23 protein-coding genes and 2 pseudogenes are annotated in these 22,645 nt (G+C 52.1%); 11 read left to right on the top strand and 14 right to left on the bottom strand.

Going from position 1 to position 22,645, the window contains the following annotated elements:
* Window positions 1-92 precede the first annotated feature (92 nt).
* From invH to QEN32_RS04885, 3 genes are all read left to right on the top strand, one after another.
* Window positions 93-536 (top strand): SPI-1 type III secretion system invasion lipoprotein InvH, encoded by a 444-nt coding sequence (invH, locus tag QEN32_RS04895; protein WP_000715096.1) that lies wholly within the window; start codon window positions 93-95, stop codon window positions 534-536.
* A gap of 431 nt (window positions 537-967) precedes the next feature.
* Complete coding sequence (locus tag QEN32_RS04890; RefSeq protein WP_000381619.1) at window positions 968-1,417, top strand: STM2901 family protein; 450 nt, start codon at window positions 968-970, stop codon at window positions 1,415-1,417.
* Window positions 1,402-1,749, top strand: a complete 348-nt coding sequence (locus QEN32_RS04885; RefSeq protein ID WP_242105758.1) for a DUF1493 family protein — start codon at window positions 1,402-1,404, stop codon at window positions 1,747-1,749. The genes QEN32_RS04890 and QEN32_RS04885 overlap by 16 nt, the downstream gene beginning before the upstream one ends.
* Window positions 1,750-2,021: 272 nt before the next feature.
* On the opposite strand, the gene QEN32_RS04880 is transcribed toward QEN32_RS04885, so the two are convergent.
* Window positions 2,022-2,348, bottom strand: a complete 327-nt coding sequence (locus QEN32_RS04880) for a hypothetical protein (protein WP_242105757.1) — start codon at window positions 2,346-2,348, stop codon at window positions 2,022-2,024.
* Window positions 2,349-2,941: 593 nt separating this feature from the next.
* Between QEN32_RS04880 and QEN32_RS04875 the strand changes: the two genes are divergently transcribed.
* Together QEN32_RS04875 and QEN32_RS04870 are read left to right on the top strand one after the other, a co-directional pair.
* Window positions 2,942-3,232, top strand: a complete 291-nt coding sequence (locus QEN32_RS04875) for a DUF1778 domain-containing protein (protein WP_000855694.1) — start codon at window positions 2,942-2,944, stop codon at window positions 3,230-3,232.
* Window positions 3,229-3,756, top strand: coding sequence for a GNAT family N-acetyltransferase (locus QEN32_RS04870; RefSeq protein ID WP_000971655.1), 528 nt, complete (start codon window positions 3,229-3,231; stop codon window positions 3,754-3,756). Before QEN32_RS04875 ends, QEN32_RS04870 begins: the two co-directional genes overlap by 4 nt.
* A 72-nt stretch (window positions 3,757-3,828) precedes the next feature.
* Here QEN32_RS04870 and QEN32_RS04865 read toward each other — a convergent pair.
* Window positions 3,829-4,253: pseudogene (locus tag QEN32_RS04865) on the bottom strand (transposase); the annotation flags it as partial.
* A gap of 226 nt (window positions 4,254-4,479) precedes the next feature.
* Here QEN32_RS04865 and pphB point away from each other — a divergent pair.
* The gene (pphB, locus tag QEN32_RS04860; protein ID WP_076741749.1) at window positions 4,480-5,136 is read left to right on the top strand and encodes a protein-serine/threonine phosphatase; all 657 of its coding nucleotides are present in this window, start codon (window positions 4,480-4,482) and stop codon (window positions 5,134-5,136) included.
* Between the two features lie 244 nt (window positions 5,137-5,380).
* On the opposite strand, the gene QEN32_RS04855 is transcribed toward pphB, so the two are convergent.
* The 3 genes and pseudogenes from QEN32_RS04855 to QEN32_RS04845 all read right to left on the bottom strand — a co-directional run.
* Window positions 5,381-5,875 (bottom strand): hypothetical protein, encoded by a 495-nt coding sequence (locus QEN32_RS04855; protein WP_000424944.1) that lies wholly within the window; start codon window positions 5,873-5,875, stop codon window positions 5,381-5,383.
* A gap of 26 nt (window positions 5,876-5,901) precedes the next feature.
* Window positions 5,902-6,570: a hypothetical protein gene (locus QEN32_RS04850; RefSeq protein WP_000445914.1), complete on the bottom strand. Its 669-nt coding sequence runs from the start codon at window positions 6,568-6,570 to the stop codon at window positions 5,902-5,904.
* 562 nt (window positions 6,571-7,132) lie between these two features.
* Window positions 7,133-7,554: pseudogene (locus tag QEN32_RS04845) on the bottom strand (cytoplasmic protein); the annotation flags it as partial.
* A gap of 158 nt (window positions 7,555-7,712) precedes the next feature.
* On the opposite strand from QEN32_RS04845, the gene mutS reads away from it, so the two are divergent.
* Window positions 7,713-10,280, top strand: coding sequence for a DNA mismatch repair protein MutS (gene mutS, locus QEN32_RS04840; protein ID WP_242105756.1), 2,568 nt, complete (start codon window positions 7,713-7,715; stop codon window positions 10,278-10,280).
* Window positions 10,281-10,335: 55 nt separating this feature from the next.
* Here the strand turns inward: mutS and QEN32_RS04835 are convergent, their stop codons facing one another.
* Both QEN32_RS04835 and QEN32_RS04830 read right to left on the bottom strand, forming a co-directional pair.
* Entirely contained in the window at window positions 10,336-10,716 is a 381-nt protein-coding gene (locus QEN32_RS04835) for a DUF4440 domain-containing protein (RefSeq protein WP_001070481.1), read from the bottom strand.
* A complete protein-coding gene (locus tag QEN32_RS04830) occupies window positions 10,713-11,921 on the bottom strand; it encodes an MFS transporter (protein WP_242105755.1) in 1,209 nt (402 codons plus the stop codon). The genes QEN32_RS04835 and QEN32_RS04830 overlap by 4 nt, the downstream gene beginning before the upstream one ends.
* Window positions 11,922-12,008: 87 nt before the next feature.
* Between QEN32_RS04830 and QEN32_RS04825 the strand changes: the two genes are divergently transcribed.
* Window positions 12,009-12,941 (top strand): LysR family transcriptional regulator, encoded by a 933-nt coding sequence (locus QEN32_RS04825; protein WP_265321972.1) that lies wholly within the window; start codon window positions 12,009-12,011, stop codon window positions 12,939-12,941.
* A gap of 41 nt (window positions 12,942-12,982) precedes the next feature.
* Here QEN32_RS04825 and QEN32_RS04820 read toward each other — a convergent pair whose 3' ends face one another.
* From QEN32_RS04820 to ltnD, 6 genes are read right to left on the bottom strand one after another with little or no spacing between them, the layout of a single operon-like run.
* Window positions 12,983-14,479 (bottom strand): gluconate:H+ symporter, encoded by a 1,497-nt coding sequence (locus QEN32_RS04820; RefSeq protein ID WP_000202725.1) that lies wholly within the window; start codon window positions 14,477-14,479, stop codon window positions 12,983-12,985.
* The gene (gene denD, locus QEN32_RS04815; protein WP_001165727.1) at window positions 14,476-15,426 is read right to left on the bottom strand and encodes a D-erythronate dehydrogenase; all 951 of its coding nucleotides are present in this window, start codon (window positions 15,424-15,426) and stop codon (window positions 14,476-14,478) included. Before denD ends, QEN32_RS04820 begins: the two co-directional genes overlap by 4 nt.
* 39 nt (window positions 15,427-15,465) lie before the next feature.
* Entirely contained in the window at window positions 15,466-16,242 is a 777-nt protein-coding gene (locus tag QEN32_RS04810) for an HPr family phosphocarrier protein (protein WP_001136903.1), read from the bottom strand.
* A gap of 4 nt (window positions 16,243-16,246) precedes the next feature.
* Window positions 16,247-16,885 carry an aldolase gene (locus QEN32_RS04805; protein ID WP_000209068.1) on the bottom strand — a complete coding sequence of 213 codons (639 nt, stop codon included), beginning with the start codon at window positions 16,883-16,885 and terminating at the stop codon, window positions 16,247-16,249.
* Window positions 16,882-18,144 (bottom strand): 3-oxo-tetronate kinase, encoded by a 1,263-nt coding sequence (gene otnK / locus QEN32_RS04800; protein WP_000912492.1) that lies wholly within the window; start codon window positions 18,142-18,144, stop codon window positions 16,882-16,884. The genes QEN32_RS04805 and otnK overlap by 4 nt, the downstream gene beginning before the upstream one ends.
* Window positions 18,138-19,061, bottom strand: a complete 924-nt coding sequence (gene ltnD / locus QEN32_RS04795; protein ID WP_000206958.1) for an L-threonate dehydrogenase — start codon at window positions 19,059-19,061, stop codon at window positions 18,138-18,140. Before ltnD ends, otnK begins: the two co-directional genes overlap by 7 nt.
* A gap of 196 nt (window positions 19,062-19,257) precedes the next feature.
* Between ltnD and ygbI the strand changes: the two genes are divergently transcribed.
* Window positions 19,258-20,022, top strand: a complete 765-nt coding sequence (ygbI, locus tag QEN32_RS04790; protein ID WP_000613180.1) for a DNA-binding transcriptional repressor YgbI — start codon at window positions 19,258-19,260, stop codon at window positions 20,020-20,022.
* Between the two features lie 18 nt (window positions 20,023-20,040).
* Here the strand turns inward: ygbI and QEN32_RS04785 are convergent, their stop codons facing one another.
* Window positions 20,041-20,445 (bottom strand): MarR family winged helix-turn-helix transcriptional regulator, encoded by a 405-nt coding sequence (locus QEN32_RS04785; protein WP_000423338.1) that lies wholly within the window; start codon window positions 20,443-20,445, stop codon window positions 20,041-20,043.
* Window positions 20,446-20,615: 170 nt separating this feature from the next.
* Between QEN32_RS04785 and QEN32_RS04780 the strand changes: the two genes are divergently transcribed.
* Both QEN32_RS04780 and QEN32_RS04775 read left to right on the top strand, forming a co-directional pair.
* Window positions 20,616-21,209, top strand: a complete 594-nt coding sequence (locus QEN32_RS04780; RefSeq protein ID WP_001237181.1) for a non-oxidative hydroxyarylic acid decarboxylases subunit B — start codon at window positions 20,616-20,618, stop codon at window positions 21,207-21,209.
* Window positions 21,209-22,636, top strand: coding sequence for a non-oxidative hydroxyarylic acid decarboxylases subunit C (locus tag QEN32_RS04775; protein ID WP_265321971.1), 1,428 nt, complete (start codon window positions 21,209-21,211; stop codon window positions 22,634-22,636). The genes QEN32_RS04780 and QEN32_RS04775 overlap by 1 nt, the downstream gene beginning before the upstream one ends.
* Window positions 22,637-22,645: the final 9 nt, after the last annotated feature.

Here is a 22,645-nt window from a genome sequence, read left to right as displayed (position 1 = left end):
AAACGCATTCACCCCCTTATAACTATTGTCAGATAACGTTCTGACGGTTGTGTAAAAACATTGCGCCTCATTCTTCTGTAGTTGGAGTTAATATGAAAAAATTTTATAGCTGTCTTCCTGTCTTTTTACTGATCGGCTGTGCCCAGGTACCCCTCCCTTCCTCCGTGAGCAAACCGGTACAGCAACCTGGCGCTCAGAAAGAGCAACTGGCCAACGCAAATAGTATTGATGAGTGTCAGTCTCTTCCGTATGTGCCGTCAGACCTTGCGAAGAATAAATCATTATCAAACCAGAACGCTGATAATTCCGCATCAAAAAATAGCGCAATCAGCTCAAGCATTTTTTGCGAAAAATATAAGCAAACCAAAGAGCAGGCGCTCACCTTCTTCCAGGAACATCCACAATACATGCGTTCGAAAGAAGATGAAGAGCAACTCATGACCGAATTTAAAAAAGTTTTGCTTGAACCCGGAAGTAAGAATTTAAGCATATATCAGACGTTACTTGCTGCCCATGAAAGACTGCAAGCCTTATAAGGCCATATCACCGTTGGCTGAACTCATCATGATATAATTAAGACCATATTTTGCATTGCCACTTAATATCAATATAATTATTATAGCTATGGTCACTTTTACGGTTGGCCATTTGTCTCTTACGTTGCATTTATCAATCTGCTTTTTGATACAGCAGCACCTCGCTGCTGCTTTTTTTATTGGCGATAAAGAACGGCCTCCCAGACTCGGGAAAATAGCCGAAACTTATACTGACAAACTATCGTCTCGTATATCGCGGTAAACTGACATCCCCCTCTTTCTCCACATGTTGGCATTCTTACGATACCCCATCCACTTTTCGCGGATAACGTTCTTTTTACCTGTGACAGCGTATTGACTACCAGGCTAGTATAGCGGCAGAAACGTCCCGATGTCTGGAATGAATGGCAAACAGTCTATAAGGTGATTGAATGGATACGACAGAAGAACTAAACGGAACCTACTTCTACCACGGACAATCGAATCTGTCAGCAGGTGAACTATTTGATGTAATTGTCCTTGAGCAATTTTGTGATGAACCTGGGATTGGTATTGAGTCAGGTGCTGCTATCCTCGCCGGGCAACCGTGGTTAAAAACCAGAACGAAACCGGGAGAGGCAATCAAAGGGACAAGTGTTATCTCCAGGTATGGGAGAATGCTTTTACGAAATGCACGAACTACTTTTGGTATTAGCGTTCCTACACCCGTTGGTATAAGAATGCGAAAAACAAATAATCTTGCCGCAGTCATAGCACGATATGTTCCATGGTTAGGTTGGGTTGGTCTTGTGAATTCAATTTACCAGGTATCAAGGAGAACTCAGGCAAAATACAACCTAATAGCACGCCCTAAAGATCGTATACAATGGACATCCTTTTGATGGACACAATTCAGCAAGAGGTGTTAGCACTCTTCCGTGAAGAGATTCCCGGATATTTAGACAGCAATTGGAAAGAAATCCCTTTAGAACTTGATTCTGATTTATTTGAAGCTCCAGGCGATGGCCTGCATGAAGCTTTGGATAAATTTGAAAAAAAATTTAATGTAGATTTATCACAAGTTAAATGGTCGTGTTATTTTCCCTGGGAGAATACTCCACTGCTTACACGATGGTTTAAATTAAAACGGGAAGATGTAGAACGAACTCGTACACCTTTAACAATCAGAATGTTTTCTGAGTCAGCGAAAGCTGGGAAATGGCTTTATGATTAGTGAAAAATATGTCGAATTAATCAGGAGTTAATTACTATGAATTTTGTTAATCGGTTAAAATTAAAAGTAGTAAATTTCATATGCTTTTCAAATTAAAATAATTTGTTGTATCTACCTTTCGATCACCAGTAACTTTGACGCCATCCGTTTCAAATTGACCATTTTGTTCTGGTGTATATCGCGAGTAGACATTTCTGAATGTGTTTGACTATCCACTCTTTTTTAGCCTGCGTGTATGGCGGCGACAATGCTGTTACATAGGTACCGGTATATTACCAAATTGATTCTGCCAGATATCCCGCCTCACGTAGAGCATTCATAATTTTATTCGCTAATTCATACTGATATTCATACGAGGTATTCTCCATGGAAAATACCGTTAATTCATATTTATAATACAGCCACCCATCATTCTCATTTATCAACTTAGGATTACAGTCATAATTTCTTTCTATTGTAATCATTGTATTTTCGCATCTTAAATATAATGAATTCACTTTTATTATGTCTGGAATCCCTTGGGATAAAAAATCAATTAACTCATATTTATCCAGATCAGACTCAACAACGATTGTGAATTCAGCGTTAACTTCTTCCATTATGGAACCTCAATATATGGGCCTCTATTAAACGGTGATGATCCTTTCATTACCGATATCTGTATTTTTGTTACATCATCCGGATGAAAATGTAGGATATACATCCTCCCGTATGCCACCTTCATCACCAGGGCCTAATGCACGCCGTTGGGCCTTTGTTGATTTTTAACCATCTGATCTTACTCAGCAATAGTGGACACGCAACTAAGTGAGTAAACGCTCAAGCAAGAGGTGACTCACATGACAAAACCAGCATCAACCACCAAAAAGCCACGTAAACAGCAAACTCAGCTCTCTTCTTCTGAACGTGAGCAGGAGATGTCCGCCGCTTAGGGTTGTGTCCCTATTACGCGGGTAGGATCAATCAAGCAGTTACAGCAAAAAAGAGAATCATGAATATATTTAGCAAACTCCCTGATGATACGTAATCAGTGAGATTAAAGTAATGCAATCGCGATAAACCGAAGTTAATCCCCTGTTTAAAGACAGTGAACGACCTTCTTGCCATGTCTGGACTATATCAGCCTCACATGTACGCCTTGAAAGCGTACAGACATGTATTATAATTGTACATATTGTTCATAAACAGGAGGATGAAAACCATGCCTCAGATAGCTATAGAATCTAACGAAAGACTGTCGTTACGTGTATCGACGGATGCCAAAAAGTTGATAGTCCGCGCTGCGGCAATCCAGCAAACCAACCTGACGGATTTTGTGGTCAGTAACGTACTACCTGTCGCACAGAAGATTGTTGATGCCGCCGAACGGGTATATCTGACGGAGCGTGATACTCAAATGATCATGGAAATTTTAGATAACCCGCCAGCGCCGAATGAAAAGCTTCTTGCTGCTGCTTTCGCCCTGCCGGACATGAAGAAATGATGTTTACAGACTGGCATGAGGCCGCGATAGGGAAAACCCACAATCGAATGAATTTTGATTGTGGGGATGCCGATCTGAACCAATTCCTGCAACGCCATGCACGACAAAATCATGAGAAAGGGACAACGAAAACCTATGTTGCGCTTGATAATTCGGATGTTACACGTATCCACGGCTTTTACTCAGTCAGTCCTGCATCACTGATATATGCACAGGTTCCCGGCGCAATCAGCAAAGGATTAGGGAGATACGATGTGCCAGTGTTTCGTCTGGGTCGTTTAGCCGTAGACAAATCTATGCAGGGGCAAGGGCTGGGAGCACAACTTTTGTTATCTGCCGGAAAGCGTTGCATACAGGCGGCTTTGCAGGTCGGTGGCGTAGCCCTGCTTATTGATGCCAAAAATAAACAGGTCTGCGACTGGTACAAAGGATTTGGCGCAGTACCATTAAACGATCAACCCCTTTCCTTGTTGCTGTCGTTTAAAACGCTTTATGCTGCTTTATCTGCATCTGGTAGGTTATGACAACATGAGGCTTTGTTGAATAATTCAGAATCGGCCAACGATAAGGATACAGGACCCCCACCGGAGCACTCGTTATACGAGCCTGACGCTGGTCGGCATTGCCAACAACGTCATCCGGTTCAGAGCTTTGACCATCGCCATCGCTTCACCCACCTGCGCGTCATAGTTCCGCAGGCTCAGATGGCCGCCCAGCAAGGTTTTGATACGGAACATCGCTGTTTCCACTACTGAACGACGGTGATAGCCCACTTTCTTTTCCAGACCTCATTGCTGCCGCTCAGATGTTGATTTGCCACCGCGTGGTTACGCTCATGGTACTTGCCCGGCCAGTATCGCGCACCGCTTCGTGGCGGGATTAGCGGCCTGATTTTTTTCCTCAATAACACATAATGGCAATAGCGCGTGTCATAAGCGCCGTCAGCCGAGGCTTCCCTGATTTTACAGTGAGTCTGGCTAATCAGCCCCGGCAGTGCCTGCGTATCCGTCGTGCCGCTGAGCGGGAAAGTATGCCTTTGCAATTAATCAGTAAAGTGTTGCGCGAGAAATAGTACATCTTTCAAGCACATCGTCTACTTTAATTAACCGATTCATAAAATATATATTACCTGTTCATTTCTAGCTTGTAGATTATTTTAATAACTGTGTATTTTAAAGAATAAAAATTAATATTACTCTACTTTTTTGTTATAATACCAGACTCCAAAATTGTGCTATAGGAACATCATGGAATTAATTCGTTATGCTGACATCAACAGCGATCTGTATCGCCACATTTGGGTCGTTGGTGATATTCATGGATGTTACTCCTTATTGTTAACCAGACTGGCTCAATTAAATTTCTCTCCTGATACCGATCTCTTGATCTCCACTGGAGATAACATTGATCGAGGAAAAGAAAACCTTGAAACACTGAGACTGTTAAATACCCCATGGTTTATTTCTGTAGTGGGTAATCATGAAGCTATGGCGCTTGACGCTTTTGAAACACAGGATGGCAATTTCTGGTATGTAAACGGTGGTTACTGGTACGACTCGGTCACCGAAAAAGACAGGCAAGAAGCCACTGACCTATTACTAACTTTTAAGCAGCGTCCTCACATCATAGAGGTTGAAACGTCCTCAAAGAAGTACGTGATTGCCCATGCCGATTATCCAGATGATAGCTACGATTATGGGAAGCAAGTTGATATTGATAGCGTTCTATGGTCACGCGATCGTCTGCTTGGTTCGTTACAGGGGAATATCCATCCAATACGCGGTGCGGATACTTTCATCTTCGGCCATATGATTGTTGACTACACAACAACATTCGCCAATCAAATCTACATTGACACAGGTTCTTTCTGTTCAGGCAATTTGTCTTTTTTTAAAATAAAGTAATCTGGAAATAGAATTATATAATATACGCAACGATAGCGTTACATTATTTTGTATTCTGAGGATATATATTCAAACATAGAATTCTATCATATAATATTAACCCTCCCTGCATTATGGGCAATGATATAGCCTTCAATAAGTACCATTGCCCATTCGTAATAGCGTCTAAATTTCGCGTTTTTCTGCCCATTTCAGCATTAAGATCGCAGGCCAAAAAAACGAAGCCGTAATCAGACGCAGGTAGTTACCCGATCGCCTGAGACGAGTAAAGATCGCACATCTCAAGATACCTATCGGAAGAAAGCGCAATAACCGTGGTGGCGAAATGGATCGGCTTGCCTTCATGCAACACAATCTTAATACCGGCGGCGGCCGGGATGAAGTTAATGCTCTGTGAATGCCAGGTGTTTTCGGCGATATTTGTCCAGGCCGCGAATTTGCCATTACAGAAGCGAATACCTTCACGACTGATGGTGACTGCCGGCTTTGCCGCGCTTAAAAATGAGCGAGCCAGGCGCACAATAAATAACAGACTGCCGCAACAAATAAGCCCCATAAAGATGGCACCGCCAGTTTTGGGCTCCTCGGGATCGGTGGCCATACTCACCGCCAGCGCAATAAAAACTCCCATCATACAAATCCAGAACACAATACCAACCAGCGTTTTAGATCTGGAATAATAGATATTGAACTCCACAGGCATGTTTTGCTGGCTGGTTTTTGATACGTACAGTTCCATTGATTCATCCTTGTATAAAAATGTCGTCAGGCGGGTAAACGCTGGGAAAGAAAGTTGAGCAGCAGCGGCTCATTGACGATAGTGGAGCGGTCGATTTTGCAGATCCGGCCCGTAGCGGTGCTAATCATCAGATAGCTCATTGAACTGCCAGCACCCTCCTCGCGCTGGGTGCGAATACTGGCGATCTGCGCATACGGCACCGCCCGGTTTTTGTGTTCAAGCCGATCCGCCAGCGCGGTCACTTTGCCGAATTTAAGACGTCCATCGGCGGCGAGGCGCGCCCCCAGCGCAGAACCGTGTCGCCGGACAAGTTCAGCAGCCAGTCGGTCGTAAATTCCGTTGCCATCGTTCCAGAAATCAAGGTAGATGACGTACTTCTTGCCGCCACTGTGGCGCAAGATGAGTTTGTCGGATTGATGGAGCAGACGCATTGATTCAAGCGCATCGTAATGGATAACACGATGCCCGGCCTGCAACGCGGTTTCGGTTAACGTCATCCTGCGCGGCGTAAACAGAAACAGAACTGTGACGCTGAATTTCCAGATGATAAACAACAGGCCCACCAGTAGCGATATACCGGAAAGCCGATAATTCACGGTGGCTGTTGCTATGCTGAGAATAAAAAAACCGATCCCGATAGCAAACCATTTCAGCTCCGAAAGCGAAAGATGCCGGGTGTATTGACGACTTTCCATGATGGTATGGTATCCCTGATTTTACTGTCGGCGTATTACGTCAGGTTGAGTAAGGAAGCTATATCCGTTATGTTTTAGATTATATACACTTCATCCTTCAGGCTGCCGGAGCAACTATTGTACGCTCCCGGAGATTAATGAGAGACATCCTGCCTCTCACCGAAGACCAACCACGAGCCTATACACCATTCGGTGTAAATGCCTTTCTCAGAAGTGAACGTCCAGGCGGCTACCGAACCCGAGCGTGATAATAAAGCGACTCGTTGTCATGAGCCAGTCCCTTAGCGACATTGTCCATTTTCGGATGTCGGCCTGAATTGCCAGTCACACGACCTTTTTCACTGACTCGTCCGTCGGAAACACCGTACGCTTTTGATAGCATGTTGGTTATCTATACCGGAAATGCGGGTCTGGTTTTTCTTCAGCAGACGATCGAACGGGCTGAGATCTTCAGGTATTTTGAGATTTTGGCCAGTGCATTAGCCAGAGCCTGCAACTGTTTTTCGTCCATAAAGCAACCAGCTTTTGATGTTGAATCGAACATTTCAAAATCAGGCAATTACACAATTTTAATTACAGTCTCATTTTGAGTTTGGAAGCATCCGCTCCCCTCTTAATTTTGTTGGGATTCCTCTTTGTTGCGAGCATGGTCTGAACTAATTGCCTGGCAGCTTGCCTTGTTTCGTCAATATTTGGAAAATCGAACACATTTACAACTTTTACTTTCAAGACAGAACTTGGCTTCCTACCCTCACTGACATTACGATCTGACGAGGCTACTCTTCGCTGGATTACGTAGGTTTTTTTCGTCAAACTGGCTTTTACCCCGAAACCAGCAGGAGCTTCTCTGTGATCATCGAAAACAGTGTAGAGTTTTTGAGCTGGGTTAGCTTCGAAAACGATTTTTCCAGAGCGACTGAGTGCAGGCTTAACATTGATACTTAACTTGTTGATAATGAAAGGCTGGCTGAGAGTTGTTTTCAAAGTATCACCCCTGTTGTAGTCCAGGAATGATGAGAATGTAACCTGTCACATTTTAGGCTACAGGTGAGCTACAAATTTATGGGTTTATGTGAGTTTATAAGGGTTTTACCCAGGGCCACATGAGCACTTGAAAGAATAAAAAAACGAGTAAAATCAATATGAATGAGTCATTTGATAAGGACTTCTCCAACCACACCCCGATGATGCAGCAGTATCTCAAGCTGAAAGCCCAGCATCCGGAGATCCTGCTCTTTTATCGTATGGGAGACTTTTACGAGCTGTTTTATGACGACGCAAAGCGTGCGTCGCAGTTGCTCGATATTTCGCTGACCAAACGCGGCGCATCGGCTGGCGAACCTATCCCTATGGCGGGTATCCCGCACCACGCCGTAGAAAACTACCTCGCGAAACTGGTCAATCAGGGCGAATCCGTCGCTATTTGCGAACAGATTGGCGATCCGGCCACCAGCAAAGGTCCCGTTGAACGTAAGGTCGTGCGTATCGTTACGCCTGGCACCATCAGCGATGAAGCCCTGTTACAGGAGCGTCAGGATAACCTGCTGGCGGCTATCTGGCAGGATGGTAAAGGCTACGGTTACGCCACGCTGGATATCAGCTCCGGGCGCTTTCGTCTGAGCGAACCCGCCGACCGTGAAACGATGGCCGCAGAGCTGCAGCGCACCAATCCCGCCGAACTGTTGTATGCCGAAGATTTTGCTGAAATGGCGTTAATAGAGGGACGCCGGGGTCTGCGCCGTCGCCCGTTGTGGGAGTTTGAGATTGATACCGCCCGCCAGCAGTTAAATCTGCAGTTCGGTACGCGGGATCTGGTCGGTTTCGGCGTCGAAAATGCCTCGCGTGGATTATGTGCGGCAGGCTGCCTGTTACAGTACGTAAAAGATACCCAGCGCACCTCCCTGCCGCATATTCGTTCCATTACGATGGAACGCCAGCAGGACAGCATCATTATGGATGCCGCGACCCGCCGCAATCTGGAAATTACCCAAAACCTGGCCGGTGGTGTCGAAAATACCCTCGCCGCGGTGCTTGACTGTACCGTGACGCCAATGGGTAGCCGAATGCTTAAACGCTGGCTGCATATGCCGGTACGAAATACCGCCATATTGCGTGAACGCCAGCAGACCATCGGCGCCTTGCAGGACACCGTCAGCGAACTGCAACCGGTGCTGCGTCAGGTCGGCGATCTGGAGCGTATCCTTGCGCGTCTGGCGCTGCGCACCGCGCGTCCGCGCGATCTCGCCCGAATGCGTCACGCCTTCCAGCAGCTGCCGGAATTGCACGCTCAGCTTGAAACCGTTGACAGCGCGCCGGTACAGGCGTTGCGTAAAAAAATGGGCGATTTCGCCGAGCTGCGCGACCTCCTGGAACGCGCCATTATTGACGCGCCGCCGGTACTGGTCCGCGACGGCGGCGTTATTGCGCCCGGCTACCATGAAGAGCTGGACGAATGGCGCGCGCTGGCGGACGGCGCCACCGATTATCTCGATCGTCTGGAAATTCGCGAGCGCGAGCGTACCGGGCTGGATACGCTGAAAGTCGGCTATAACGCGGTACATGGTTATTACATTCAGATTAGCCGTGGTCAAAGCCATCTGGCGCCCATCAATTATGTGCGTCGCCAGACGCTGAAAAATGCCGAACGCTACATTATTCCTGAGCTTAAAGAGTACGAAGATAAAGTTCTGACCTCGAAAGGCAAAGCGCTGGCGCTGGAAAAACAGCTATATGACGAATTGTTTGATCTGCTGTTGCCGCATCTGGCCGATTTACAGCAGAGCGCCAACGCGCTGGCGGAGCTGGATGTGCTGGTTAACCTGGCCGAACGCGCCTGGACGCTGAATTACACCTGCCCGACATTTACCGATAAACCCGGTATCCGTATTACCGAAGGTCGCCACCCGGTGGTTGAACAGGTACTGAATGAGCCGTTTATCGCTAACCCGCTCAACCTGTCGCCGCAGCGCCGGATGTTGATCATTACCGGCCCCAATATGGGCGGTAAAAGTACCTATATGCGACAAACGGCATTGATCGCCCTGCTGGCCTATATCGGCAGTTACGTTCCGGCGCAAAACGTGGAAATCGGCCCCATCGACCGTATTTTTACCCGCGTCGGCGCAGCGGACGACCTGGCTTCCGGGCGTTCGACCTTTATGGTGGAGATGACCGAAACCGCGAACATTCTGCATAATGCCACGGAAAACAGTCTGGTATTGATGGATGAAATCGGGCGCGGTACCTCTACGTATGACGGGCTGTCGTTGGCCTGGGCCTGCGCGGAGAATCTCGCGAATAAGATTAAAGCGTTAACGCTGTTCGCTACCCACTACTTCGAGCTGACCCAATTACCGGAGAAAATGGAAGGCGTGGCGAACGTCCACCTGGATGCGCTGGAACACGGCGATACTATCGCGTTTATGCACAGCGTGCAGGACGGCGCGGCAAGTAAGAGCTATGGTCTGGCGGTCGCGGCGCTTGCGGGCGTCCCTAAAGAAGTCATCAAACGCGCGCGCCAAAAACTCCGCGAGCTGGAGAGCATCTCGCCCAATGCGGCGGCAACGCAGGTGGACGGCACGCAAATGTCGTTGCTTGCCGCCCCGGAGGAGACATCGCCTGCCGTTGAAGCGCTGGAGAATCTCGATCCGGACTCCCTGACGCCACGCCAGGCGCTGGAGTGGATCTATCGGCTGAAAAGTCTAGTGTAAACGTGTCAGACCCGATAGCACCGCGCTATCGGGTCTGCGCGCCGGAACAGGCTTTTCAGGCTGTGACTGTCGTTTCATGTAAATGACGCCAGACTATCCGTCCTCTTTCCCTTTTTAAAATGACCGTCGACCAGCGTACCGTCTCAGCCTGGCCCGGCAGTTGCTGGCGCTCACGATAACGCAGCGCGGCGCCTTCCGGCCACTCCGCCACAAGGTCAATGTGCTCAACCACGATAACCAGCCCCGGGCGACACCCGCGCTGCGCCTGGAAAAAAGCGCCCAGCGCCGGATAATCCAGACAAATACCTCCTGGCGTTATCATCGTAAAATCAACAGCAAAACGCGCTATCAACGCCTCCAGGCTACCCACCCCCTTACTAAGCCAGTTCTCAATCGCCGCATGGGCGTGAATAATTTCTTCTTTATATGGATTCATGATCTTTCCTTTTTCAGGCACAGAAGCGCCTGTCTATTGTTTAGACAAACAGCGTAAATAAGGGGCAGCAGGGTGATACCGGCGGCGGCAATAAAGGTCCAGCGATAAGCAACCTCAAGCGACATAACGCGCTGGAGCGCATTTAACAGCAGCGTCAACAGCGTCGCGCCAAGGAAAAAGCTGATCTGACGATTAAGATTCCATAGCGCGCTGGCGTCAGGCATGTCCCGGCGAGCAATAGTCAGGAAAGCGCCACTCTGCGCGGTACTGCTGCACAAACTGCCGCCAGCGCCCATTAAGGCGAATATCATCATCAGTACACGGTGCGATGTCGCAGGCGTAACGTTAGTTAAAAGCAATATCCCTGCGGCCTGAAGAAGACAGCCGACGATAATCAGCGGACGCGGCCCAAGCCGATTGAAATAACGTCCGGTAAGCATAATGGCGACAAATGAAGCGATCGACCAGGGGATCATCAGCGACCCCGCCGCCGCAGGCGATAGCTGCGCGACGTTCTGTAGATAAAACATCCCGACCACGCTGATACCAATGAACATACCCGGTACGCACAGATAGACGATCATGGCAAAACGCAGCAGCCTGTCCGTCAACAACGGCAGATGGAGCAATCTTGCTGACGCCATTGTCGTCGACGCGGCGTTCAGCCAACGATAAGCGAGCAATAAAGTGAGAACGGCCACCGGCAGCGTGGCAAAGAATATCCAGCGCCAGCCGCACGTTTCCACCAGCAGCCCGCCAATCGCAGGCGAACATGCCGGCGCCAGTAGCGCCACCATCATGACAACCGATGACACGCCAGCGCGTTCATGCGGTTTAAACTGTTGCCAGGTTAACGCCTGACCAACCGGGATCAATAAGCCACCGCCCGTCCCCTGCACAATACGCCAGAAAACAAGGCTGTGTAAGGAATCGGCAAAACCTGCGGCAGCGGCGGCAACGCTAAACAGAATGAGCGAAAATATGATCAGCCGTCGTGCGCCGAGATAACGCGAAAGAAACGCGCTAAACGGAACGATCAGCGTTAATCCTGCGATATAACCGTTACTCACCCATGCCAGCGCCGATATGGACGTATGCAGATCCACGGACATCGCAGGAAAAGCCACGCTGGCAATAAACAGATTAATCAGATCAAGAAAGAAGCCGAGCAGGTAAACCACTGCCACTTTACTGCGATACGTCATTATGCATCCTCCGTCAGAGGCGCTAATGTAGCCGTCCGGAGAAAGCCAGATAAGTCCGCGCTTCAACGATATACTGTCAAAATAATTTTGACAGTAAAGGAGCTCGCCATGCTCAATTTGCAGCGTATGTCGCTGTTTATCGCCGTGGTAGATAGCGGCAGCTTCACGGCGGCCGCCGCCGCATCGGGCCAAACAAAAGCGGTAGTGAGTTTTAATATTCGGCAGCTTGAAAAAGAGCTTGGCGTAACGTTACTGCTACGTTCCACCCGACGATTGACGCTCACAGACGCCGGCGTCCTCTTTTACCAAAAAGGCGTGAATTTACTCAACGCAGCGAAAAATTTGCAGGATGAAGTGCGTGCCAGCCATAGTGGGCTGGGCGGCGAGTTACGTATTACCACTACGCCCGAGTTTGGCGAACAGGTGATCATTCCGTTACTGGCGCAGTTTAGTCAGCGCCATCCCGATCTCCGTATTCGGCATATGTCCTCATCACATCATGCCGATTTAATTGCCGAGCGCTTTGATGTGGCGATTCGGCTTGGCTCGCTGGCCGACTCCCGCTATCGCGCCGCGCTGATATCCCGCTTTACCATTCTGCCGGTCGCCGCGCCGCAGTGGCTCGCCCGCCACCCCGTGTCGTCGCTGGAGTCGTTGGCTCAGGCGGAATGGATTATTCATGAGCGATTACCTACGCCGCTACGGTGGACAGTAACGAATAATCATGGCCAACACTCACGCCTGGAGATAAGCAAAGCCGGCAAAATTTCTGTCGACAGCGCGCGCGCGCTGATGGCCTTCGCTCTCGCGGGAAGCGGCGTCGCATTACTGCCGCAATGGTTAGTCAACACCGCACTGGAGGATGGAACGTTAATTCACGTGTTACCCGACTATCATTTTCCCCGTCAGGGTATTTATGCCGTTTATCCGGACGCCCGCCATGTATCGACAAAAGTACGCGCATTTATTGATTTTTTACGTTCGCAATGGGATTGCGGGGAGCACGCCCCATCATTGTAGCCAGTCCGGGAGCATTGCGCTCCCGGACGGATAATACCGTCTTAATCCTTAACTACCAGCTTGTCTTTGATCCCCTGCGCCTGCCAACGCACCCACAGCATAATTGCCGCCAGAACGACAATCGGCAGTAACGGATCGAGCCAACTGCCGCCGGAACCGAACAGCAGGTTAATCAGCGCCACGCCGGTGCCGCCAATCGCCCAGGCAATGGTCGTCGGTACAGACCAAACCACCATCTGCTGTTTGACATCAGAGACGCCCATCATGCGGTTAACCACCCAGAACAGGCTATCGTTGAAGTAGCCGAAGAACAGCGACCCCATCGTTGCGGCCTGAGCGGCAAGCAACATATTGATGCCGGGGATCTGCGCCAGGATCGGCGCGGAAATCGAGGCGGCAGTGATCATCGCCACCGTCCCCGATCCCTGAATCAGGCGTACCAGCGTCGCCACGATAAACGGGATCAGGATCGGCGAGATCGGCAGGTTGGCAACCTGCTCCGCCAGCTGTTGCCCCGCGCCGCTGTCGCGCAGGATCGCGCCCAACGCGCCGCCAGCGCCCGTGACCAGTAAGATAATCCCGGCGCTTTGCAAGCCCTCTTCCAGACGCTCTGCGGTGGTATGTTTATCCATGCGCGGCACCAGCGTATACACCGCCAGCAGAACGCTGATGGCCAACGCGATCACCGGACTTCCCACAAAGTTGATTGCCTGTACCACCGGATGCGTCGCCAGGCCGGACCATCCTTCTACAGTGGCGAGGGTGGAACAGATAGCCTTCAGGAAGATCAGCACGATCGGCACCACAATAGGCAGCAGAGAGAGCGTCAGGCTCGGCAGATCCTTTTGCTCTTTCTCTTTATTGTACTGCTCCAGCGCGGCATTGACTTCATCGGCGTTCAGCGTACGCGGCACGAAATCAGGGTAGCGTTTATCCAGCCACTGCGCATAGAACACAATGCCGATCACACAGGGCACCGCCAGCGCCATCCCGGTCAATAACATTGCGCCGATGTCGACGTTAAAAATCCCGGCTACCCCCAGCGGGCCTGGCGTCGGAGGTACCGTATGGTGAGTGACCACCAGCCCGCCCGCCAGCGCGACGCCCAGCGTCAGTAGCGAACGCTTACCGCTTTTAGCCAGCGCTTTCGCCACCGGATAAAGAATGACAAAAGCGGAATCGACGAAAATGGGGATGCTGACAATATAACCCGTGATCGCCAGCGCCCACTCTTCACGGCGTTTCCCCAGCCATTTGATAAAGCTCCAGGCGATACGCTCCGCCGCGCCGGAAACCTCCAGCAAGCGCCCCATCATTACGCCGAGACCAATCACCAGGCCAATGCTGCCCAGCGTCGTACCGAATCCGCTTGTGATGACAGAGAGCGTTTTATCAATGCCCATTCCCCCCAACAGACCGGCGATGCAGGCCGCCGCCAGCATCGCGATCAGCGCATGAACACGGGTGCGTAACACCAGCCATACCAGCACGAAAACGGCAACGATCAGACCGATAATTGGGGTCGGTAAACTTGTCATGACCTCCCCTCCATATCATCTTGTCGAAAGCGTTCAATAATGTCATCGAAGCGTTTATCGGCGACAAAACCTAACGCCAGCGCACGCTGGTTATCGATACGTCCCGGCCAGGAGGCGACAATTTTCTCGACGCCTTCGTCGCGCTGATGCGTAACCCGATCGCGCGCCGCCTGGCCGCCCGCCTGACGCAACGTTTCCAGCATCTCGCCCACGGTTACGCTGATCCCCGGTAAGTTGATGCTGCTCGCCTCGCCAGGCGCGGGTAACGTTGCGGCCAGCGACAGGTTATGGATCACCGTCGCCGGGCTGGAAATCCACAGCCGCAAACTTTCCGACACCGGGCAGATGGTCGTCTCGCCCTGCAACGGTTCACGAATAATCGCGCTGACAAAAGAAGAAGCGGCGCGGTTTGGTTTACCCGGGCGAACACAGATCGTCGGCAAACGCAGCGCCAGCCCATCCACATAGCCTTTGCGGGTATAATCGTTGACCAACAGTTCACAGGCGGCCTTCTGCGCGCCATAAGACGAGCGCGGCGTGAGCGCGGTGGTATCGGTGACGCATTCCGGCAGCGTACCGCCATAAACGGCAAGCGAGCTGGAGAAGACAAAACGAATTTTCTGCGGTTGCCGACGACACGCCTCAAGTAACTGGCGGGTAAGATCCAGGTTAACTTTCCATCCCAGATCGAAATCGTCTTCCGCATGGCTGCTGACAATCGCAGCGAGATGATAAACAACAGAGGTATTAGCGGTAATCACATTCTCCAGCACGCCCGGCTGGGTTAAGTCAGCTTCCAGGCAGCGTAAACGAGGGGAATCTGATAACCGTGCAGGCATTTTTAAATCAACAAGAAGCAGTTCGTTAAACGCCAGCGATGAGTTTAATAAGGCGCTTGCGAGTTTCTGGCCTAAAAAGCCGCCCCCGCCGGTAATGATAATCTGCATCCGGATGTCCTCTTTATTGTTGTGTAGGGTAGTTCAGGGTTAGCGCCAGGCGTTAAACCAGCCAAGCCCGTCCTGAGTGGTATTACGTGGTTGGTATTCGCAGCCTATCCAGCCGCGATAACCTACGTCATCGAACAGCCGGAACAGCCACGGGTAGTTGATCTCGCCATCATCCGGTTCATGTCTGTCCGGTAGCGAGGCGATTTGTACATGGGCATAGCGGCCCGCGTACTCGCGAATCAGGTGACTCAAATTGCCATCCACTTTTTGCGCATGGAAAGTGTCGAGCTGGATGAACACATTCGGGCGGTCAACCTCTTCTGCGATGCCCAGCGCCTGATATTGGCTGGAAAAGAGGTAGCCGGGTTTAACGCCAGGACTCAGCGCTTCGATCAAAATACGTTTATCGTGGGCGGCAAACCGGTCGGCGGCATAACGCAAATTATCGATAAACGTGGCGCGATAACGTGCGCCATCAGCGCCATCCGGCACGACGCCCGCCATGATGTGAACCTGCTCACATTCCAGCGCCAGAGCGTACTCCAGAGCCAGATCGATATCGGCGCGCGCGTCGTGTTCTCGCCCCGGTAGCGCGGCACGTCCCCACTCGCCCGCCGCGGTATCGCCCGCCGAAGTATTAAACAGCGCCAGCGTCAGATCATTACGCGACAGCTGGGCTTTAATCTCGCTGGCGGCAAAGCCGTAGGGGAACAGAAACTCAACGGCCTGAAAACCGGCTTCGGCAGCGGCGGCAAAACGCTCGATAAACGGCACTTCGGTAAACATCATCGACAAATTGGCGGCAAAACGCGGCATCGGGTTATCTCCTTAACTGCGCAATTTCTTCGGTGGTTAAATAACGAATCGGGCGTTCGCCAAGGATAAAAATCAGCTTTGCCGTCTCTTCCAGCTCCTCGGTATTATTAGCGGCTTCCTGCAAATTCTCCCCGCACACGACCGGCCCATGATTAGCCAGTAAAAAGGCCTGATGCCGGGCCGCCAGCGCAGCCAAATCGCGAGCAATTCGGTCATCCCCCGGGCGATAGTAGGGAACCAGCGGAATGTCTCCCATCCGCATCACCACATAGGGGGTAAACGGGCGAATCACATTTTGCGGGTCCAGCCCTTCGAGACAGGAAAGCGCCGTTGACCAGGTGCTGTGCAGATGAACCACGGCCTTGCAGCAAGGGTTATTGCGATACAACGCCAGATGAAAACGCACCTCTTTAGACGGTTTATCGCCGCTGAGCCATTCGCCCTGCGGGTCCACTTTGGATAGCCGCTGCGGGTCGAGATTACCCAGACACGAACCGGTGGGCGTCGCCAGAATATTGCCGTCCGGCAGTAACAGCGAGAGGTTGCCTGCCGAGCCGGTAGCATAGCCGCGCTGGAAAAACGAGGCGGCTATCCTGACCATCTCTTCTCGCAAAGCGTGCTCTTCTTTTGCCAGTGTCGTCATACCTGAAACTCCCTTTGAGCGCGGATGAAAAAGGATTCATCGCCAAAATTGCCTGACTTTAGCGCCAGCGAGACTGGCGCATGGAGCGCGTTGACCCACGGCACGCCGGGTGAAATGCACGGTCCGATGTGAAAACCGGTAATACCGAGGCTTTGCGTCACCACGCCCGAGGTTTCGCCGCCCGCCACAATAAACCGGGTGATACCGCCTTCCGCTAAGCGAGCGGCCAGCAGGGAAAAGAGCGCCTCTACCGCATGGCTGGCTTCGGTAGCGCCATATTGCTGCTGGATGGCGGCCAGCGCCTGCGTGGAGGCGGTGGCGCTAATCATTGGCGCCAGTTCGCTGTCCTGACTGAGCACCCACTGCGCCAGCGCTTCAGCGTAGGCCTCGCGCGTCTCGGATGACAGGCAGCGCGCCACGTCAACGTCGCGTGTGGGAGCATGTTGTCGATAGAAAGCCACCTGCTGATTCGTCATTTGCGAACAGGAACCGGAAAGCACCACCGCGCGACCGCTCAGCGGATAGCCTGCGGAACGGGCCTGAGAAACGCCGTGCTTCGCCCACTGACGCGCCAGCCCCATTGCCAGCCCGGAACCGCCGGTCACCAGCGGGACATCACGCAAAACCTCGCCCTGAATTTCCAGGTGTCGCTCATTGAGCGCGTCAAGTACCGCGTAGCGATATCCTTCCTGCTGTAAACGCGACAGCGCCGCACGGGTCGCGGCAACGCCTTCATCAAGCGTCTGAGCCGGAATAACGCCGCAGCGCCCTTGCGCCTGCGCTTCCATCAGACGCGGCAGGTAGCTGTCGGTCATCGGATTGATAGGGTGGTGGCGCATACCGGACTCCGCCAGCAAGTGGTTCATGACAAACAGATAGCCCTGATAAACCGTGCGTCCGTTAACCGGCAGCGCGGGAGAAATCACGGTAAATGAGGTATCCAGCGCCACCATCAGCGCGTCGGTGACCGGGCCGATATTGCCTTCGGCGGTACTATCGAAAGTCGAGCAATATTTGAAATAGACTTGCTGGCAGCCCTGTTTTTTTAGCCATACCAGCGCCGCCAGCGATTGTTTTATCGCCTCTTGCGCCGGGCATGAGCGGGTTTTCAGGCTGATAACCACCGCGTCGCATCCTTCCGGTTGCGTCCCGGTTGGAACATCATTGATCTGCACTGTCGGCATCCCGTTTTCGACCAGAAAACTGGCGATGTCAGTCGCGCCGGTAAAATCATCGGCAATGACGCCAATTTTTAACATGACGGCTCCTCAGGCGTGACGCCAGGCAGAGTAATCCCTGAGAAAATTTTGATCACAGCGCTGTCATCCTCTTTGCCATAACCGGCGTTACTGGCGCTGGTGAACATATTTAACGCCGTAGAGGCCAGCGGTAAGGGGAAGCGCAGCGCTTTCGCCGTGTCGGCAACCAGCCCCAAATCTTTGACAAAAATGTCGACGGCCGAACGCGGGGTATAGTCGCCGTCAACGACATGCTGCATACGGTTTTCAAACATCCAGGAGTTGCCGGCGGCATGGGTCACGACGTCATACATCACGTCCAGAGGAATACCGGCCCGCGCGGCCAGCGCCATCGCTTCGGCCGCCGCTGCAATATGCACGCCAGCCAGCAGTTGATGAATGATTTTGACGGTTGAGCCTGCGCCCGGCGTATCGCTGATGCGATAAACGTTGCTGGCAACGGCGTCCAGCACAGGCTTCAGGCGGGTAAACGCCGCCTCGCTCCCGGAGGCCATCACCGTCATTTCGCCCTGCGCCGCTTTTACCGCGCCGCCGGAAACCGGCGCATCCAGCATGTTAAGATTCAATGCCGTCAACGCCGCGGCGATCTCTTGCGCGTCGGCGCTTGAGATCGTGGACGAAACCATCACCGCGCTTCCGGGTTTCATCAGATGGGCGACGCCATCCTCACCGAATAACACCTGTCTGACCTGGGCGGCATTGACGACCAGAATGACTAACGCATCCACGACGCCGGCGAACTCCCTGGCGCTGGCGGCAGCCCCACAAGCCCCTTCAGCGAGAAGATTCGCGCACGCTTGCGGGTTAAGATCGGCCCCCCATGTGGAAAGCCCGGCGCGCAGGCATGAACGCGCAGCGCCCATTCCCATTGAGCCAAGCCCCACAATGCCGACATGAAAATCAGTTCCTGTTGTCATTATCACTCCATGTTAATTTACGTGATATTATGTTTTGTTATGTGAATATAGGCGTTTTTGTAAACAATTGCGGTGAGTTGTTTCACAAAAAATAACAAAATGTGTTATTTTTTGTGAAGGCAATCCTCATAGAACTTCACACGCTGTGACGAGAAATCGCGTAAAATCGCGACAGGACTAAAGAAAGGAGCAGACGTTGATACCTACTGAGCGTCGACAAATCATTCTTGATATGGTGGCGGAGAAAGGCATCGTCAGTATCGCTGAACTGACCGAGCGCATGCATGTATCCCACATGACTATCCGCCGTGATTTACAAAAACTGGAGCAGCAAGGCGCGGTAATCCAGGTCTCTGGCGGCGTGCAATCATCGACTCGCGTGGCGCACGAACCCTCGCATCAGATCAAAACCGAACTGGCGACGCCGCAGAAAGCGGCGATTGGCAAACTGGCCGCCAGCCTGGTACAGCCAGAAAGCTGTATCTACCTTGATGCAGGTACGACCACGCTGGCGATCGCCAGGCAGCTGGTTACGATGAATAAACTTACGGTGGTGACGAATGATTTCGTTATCGCCGATTACCTGATGGACAACAGCGGTTGCACAATTATTCACACTGGCGGGGCGGTATGCCGGGAAAACCGATCGTGCGTCGGTGAAGCCGCGGCGACGCTTTTGCGCGGGCTGATGATTGACCAGGCCTTTATTTCCGCCTCTTCCTGGAGCGTGCGCGGTATTTCAACGCCAGCAGAAGATAAAGTCACGGTGAAACGGGCCGTCGCCAGCGCCAGCCGCCAAAAAATTCTGGTGTGCGACGCGACCAAATACGGCCAGGTCGCTACATGGCTGGCGTTACCGCTGGCGGAATTCAACCAAATCGTCACCGATGACGGCCTGCCGGAAAGCGCAATTCGGGCGCTGGCTAAAGTGGATATCTCACTGCTGATGGCTAAAAAATAGCGAGGCGGCGCAAGCCGCTTACGTCATCATCTTGCGAACCAGTTGCGTAAACTGTTCGCGTTCTTCAGCGCTCAGTCGCCCCAAAAACTCATCGTCAACGCGATCCCCCAGTGGTATCGCGGCGGCGAGCAACGTTTGGCCCTGAACGGTGAGATAGACAAAACGCCGACGTTTATCCAGCGGATCGTTTTCTCGCTTTACCAGCCCACGATTTTCCATCCGGCTTAACATCTCCGCCAGCGTCGCTTTAGTGCTGACCGCCGCTTCGGTCAGATCGACCTGTTCAATACCCGGATGTTCAGCAATAACGCGCATCACCGCATATTGAGGTTTGGTGAGCTCCGGTAGTTCATGCTGCCAGCGTGCGGTATGTTGCTGAAAAAGTTGGCGTAACAGATGAAACGCGGTGTTTCGTAACTCCATGAGCGCTCCGGATAAATTAACTTTTTCTATCATAACGACTTATGCACGGTTTTTTAATGACGAATGCTTTAGCTAAACGTGCGCAGGCATCGGGAGCGATCTTGTCGCAAAGGCCGTGTGGGCGTATTTTGATCAAAATGTTCGTATACGAACGATATTTGAGGTAAGAAATGAGATTGATTGTGGGGATGACCGGTGCGACCGGCGCGCCGCTTGGCGTCGAGTTACTCCAGGCATTGCGGGCGATACCTGATGTTGAAACGCATCTGGTAATGTCAAAGTGGGCGAAAACCACTATTGAACTGGAGACGCCCTACACGCCCGCGGAGGTAGCCGCCCTGGCAGATTATTGTCATAGCCCGGCCGATCAGGCGGCGACCATTTCCTCTGGCTCATTTCGTACCGACGGCATGATTATTATCCCCTGCAGTATGAAAACACTGGCGGGGGTTCGCGCCGGCTATGCCGAGGGGCTGGTGGGACGCGCTGCCGATGTCGTGCTGAAAGAGGGTCGCAAGCTGGTGCTTGTGCCGCGGGAAATGCCGCTCAGCACGATTCATCTGGAAAACATGCTTGCGCTTTCTCGTATGGGGGTGGCGATAGTGCCGCCCATGCCCGCGTTCTACAACCTGCCGCAAACCGTTGACGATATTATCCAGCACATCGTAGCGCGCGTCCTCGACCAGTTTGGTCTGGAGCATACGCGCACGCGCCGCTGGCAAGGACTGCGACAGGCTGCAAATTTTTCACAGGAGAATGGATAATGGCATTTGATGATTTGCGCAGTTTTTTACATGCGCTGGATCAGCAGGGACAACTGCTGAAAATCAGCGAGGAAGTGAATGCGGAGCCGGATCTCGCCGCCGCTGCCAACGCAACGGGACGCATCGGCGATGGCGCGCCCGCGCTGTGGTTTGACAATATTCGTGGTTTTACCGACGCCCGCGTGGCGATGAATACCATCGGTTCCTGGCAGAACCATGCCATCTCACTGGGTTTGCCGCCTAACACGCCGGTTAAAAAACAGATCGATGAATTGATTCGCCGCTGGGACAATTTTCCGGTAGCGCCGGAACGACGGGCGAATCCGGGCTGGGCGGAAAATACCGTCGACGGCGACGCGATCAACCTGTTTGATATCCTGCCGCTGTTTCGTCTGAACGACGGCGACGGCGGATTCTATCTGGATAAAGCCTGTGTGGTATCACGCGATCCGCTCGATCCCGATAACTTCGGCAAGCAGAATGTCGGCATCTACCGTATGGAAGTTAAAGGCAAGCGTAAGCTGGGTCTGCAACCAGTGCCGATGCATGATATCGCATTGCACCTGCACAAAGCTGAAGAGCGCGGGGAAGATCTGCCGATTGCGATCACGTTGGGTAACGATCCGATCATTACCCTGATGGGCGCAACGCCGCTGAAATACGATCAGTCAGAGTATGAAATGGCAGGCGCGCTGCGTGAAAGCCCCTATCCTATCGCCACCGCGCCGCTGACCGGTTTTGATGTGCCGTGGGGATCTGAAGTCATTCTTGAAGGGGTCATCGAAAGCCGTAAACGTGAAATTGAAGGACCGTTCGGCGAATTTACCGGCCACTATTCCGGCGGTCGCAACATGACCGTGGTGCGTATCGATAAGGTCTCTTACCGCAGCAAACCCATTTTTGAATCGCTCTATTTGGGGATGCCGTGGACGGAAATCGACTACCTGATGGGGCCGGCGACCTGCGTGCCACTGTATCAACAGCTGAAAGCCGAATTTCCAGAAGTGCAGGCGGTAAACGCCATGTACACCCACGGCCTGCTGGCCATCATCTCAACCAAAAAACGCTACGGCGGCTTTGCCCGCGCGGTGGGCCTGCGAGCGATGACGACGCCGCATGGTCTGGGATATGTGAAGATGGTGATCATGGTCGATGAAGATGTCGATCCATTCAATCTGCCACAGGTAATGTGGGCGTTGTCGTCGAAAGTGAATCCGGCAGGCGATCTGGTACAGCTACCGAATATGTCCGTCCTGGAACTGGATCCGGGCTCAAGCCCGGCGGGGATTACCGACAAGCTGATCATTGACGCCACCACGCCGGTTGCGCCAGATAACCGTGGTCACTATAGCCAGCCGGTTGTTGATTTACCGGAAACTAAAGCCTGGGCTGAAAAGCTGACCGCCATGCTGGCCAACCGTAAATAAGGAGTAACC

It is taken from the genome of Salmonella sp. SA14318 (assembly GCF_029866905.1).
GTDB classification, from domain to species: domain Bacteria; phylum Pseudomonadota; class Gammaproteobacteria; order Enterobacterales; family Enterobacteriaceae; genus Salmonella; species Salmonella enterica.
This window is presented reverse-complemented; position numbering and strand designations above follow the sequence as displayed.

Excerpts from the sequence above, each read along its gene's own strand:
- invH (WP_000715096.1), top strand. The coding sequence starts at position 93 with ATGAAAAAATTTTATAGCTGTCTTCCTGTCTTTTTACTGATCGGCTGT.
- QEN32_RS04890 (WP_000381619.1), top strand. The coding sequence starts at position 968 with ATGGATACGACAGAAGAACTAAACGGAACCTACTTCTACCACGGACAA.
- QEN32_RS04885 (WP_242105758.1), top strand. The coding sequence starts at position 1,402 with ATGGACATCCTTTTGATGGACACAATTCAGCAAGAGGTGTTAGCACTC.
- QEN32_RS04880 (WP_242105757.1), bottom strand. The coding sequence starts at position 2,348 with ATGGAAGAAGTTAACGCTGAATTCACAATCGTTGTTGAGTCTGATCTG.
- QEN32_RS04875 (WP_000855694.1), top strand. The coding sequence starts at position 2,942 with ATGAAAACCATGCCTCAGATAGCTATAGAATCTAACGAAAGACTGTCG.
- QEN32_RS04870 (WP_000971655.1), top strand. The coding sequence starts at position 3,229 with ATGATGTTTACAGACTGGCATGAGGCCGCGATAGGGAAAACCCACAAT.
- pphB (WP_076741749.1), top strand. The coding sequence starts at position 4,480 with ATGGAATTAATTCGTTATGCTGACATCAACAGCGATCTGTATCGCCAC.
- QEN32_RS04855 (WP_000424944.1), bottom strand. The coding sequence starts at position 5,875 with ATGGAACTGTACGTATCAAAAACCAGCCAGCAAAACATGCCTGTGGAG.
- QEN32_RS04850 (WP_000445914.1), bottom strand. The coding sequence starts at position 6,570 with ATGGAAAGTCGTCAATACACCCGGCATCTTTCGCTTTCGGAGCTGAAA.
- mutS (WP_242105756.1), top strand. The coding sequence starts at position 7,713 with ATGAATGAGTCATTTGATAAGGACTTCTCCAACCACACCCCGATGATG.
- QEN32_RS04835 (WP_001070481.1), bottom strand. The coding sequence starts at position 10,716 with ATGAATCCATATAAAGAAGAAATTATTCACGCCCATGCGGCGATTGAG.
- QEN32_RS04830 (WP_242105755.1), bottom strand. The coding sequence starts at position 11,921 with ATGACGTATCGCAGTAAAGTGGCAGTGGTTTACCTGCTCGGCTTCTTT.
- QEN32_RS04820 (WP_000202725.1), bottom strand. The coding sequence starts at position 14,479 with ATGACAAGTTTACCGACCCCAATTATCGGTCTGATCGTTGCCGTTTTC.
- denD (WP_001165727.1), bottom strand. The coding sequence starts at position 15,426 with ATGCAGATTATCATTACCGGCGGGGGCGGCTTTTTAGGCCAGAAACTC.
- QEN32_RS04810 (WP_001136903.1), bottom strand. The coding sequence starts at position 16,242 with ATGCCGCGTTTTGCCGCCAATTTGTCGATGATGTTTACCGAAGTGCCG.
- QEN32_RS04805 (WP_000209068.1), bottom strand. The coding sequence starts at position 16,885 with ATGACGACACTGGCAAAAGAAGAGCACGCTTTGCGAGAAGAGATGGTC.
- otnK (WP_000912492.1), bottom strand. The coding sequence starts at position 18,144 with ATGTTAAAAATTGGCGTCATTGCCGATGATTTTACCGGCGCGACTGAC.
- ltnD (WP_000206958.1), bottom strand. The coding sequence starts at position 19,061 with ATGACAACAGGAACTGATTTTCATGTCGGCATTGTGGGGCTTGGCTCA.
- QEN32_RS04785 (WP_000423338.1), bottom strand. The coding sequence starts at position 20,445 with ATGGAGTTACGAAACACCGCGTTTCATCTGTTACGCCAACTTTTTCAG.
- QEN32_RS04780 (WP_001237181.1), top strand. The coding sequence starts at position 20,616 with ATGAGATTGATTGTGGGGATGACCGGTGCGACCGGCGCGCCGCTTGGC.
- QEN32_RS04775 (WP_265321971.1), top strand. The coding sequence starts at position 21,209 with ATGGCATTTGATGATTTGCGCAGTTTTTTACATGCGCTGGATCAGCAG.